The organism is Streptomyces sp. Ru71 (genome assembly GCF_002920535.1).
Classification (GTDB): Bacteria; Actinomycetota; Actinomycetes; order Streptomycetales; family Streptomycetaceae; genus Streptomyces.
Genome location: NZ_PQSS01000189.1, coordinates 1 through 286, shown reverse-complemented (window position 1 = coordinate 286; position 286 = coordinate 1). Strand labels below are relative to the sequence as shown.

At 73.1% G+C, this 286-nt stretch carries 1 protein-coding gene; it reads left to right on the top strand.

Annotated features, from left to right (window positions below):
* Window positions 1-8 precede the first annotated feature (8 nt).
* Window positions 9-286 (top strand): enoyl-CoA hydratase-related protein (locus C3489_RS38170; RefSeq protein WP_374936813.1); only part of this gene is annotated, 278 nt, incomplete at its 3' end.

The window sequence follows — 286 nt, the reverse complement described above, 5'->3', positions numbered from 1 at the left end:
CCGAGGACCTGACCGACATCACCTACCACCGAGGCGTGGAACGCGACGCCGACGGCACCGTGGTCCGCGACCTGCCCTGGGTGCGGATCGCCTTCGACCGGCCCGAGGTGCGCAACGCCTTCCGCCCGAAGACCGTCGACGAGCTGTACCGCACCCTGGACCACGCCCGGATGTCCTCCGACGTCGGCGCGGTCATCCTCACCGGCAACGGCCCCTCCGCCAAGGACGGCGGCTGGGCGTTCTGCTCCGGCGGCGACCAGCGCATCCGGGGCCGCGACGGCTACCG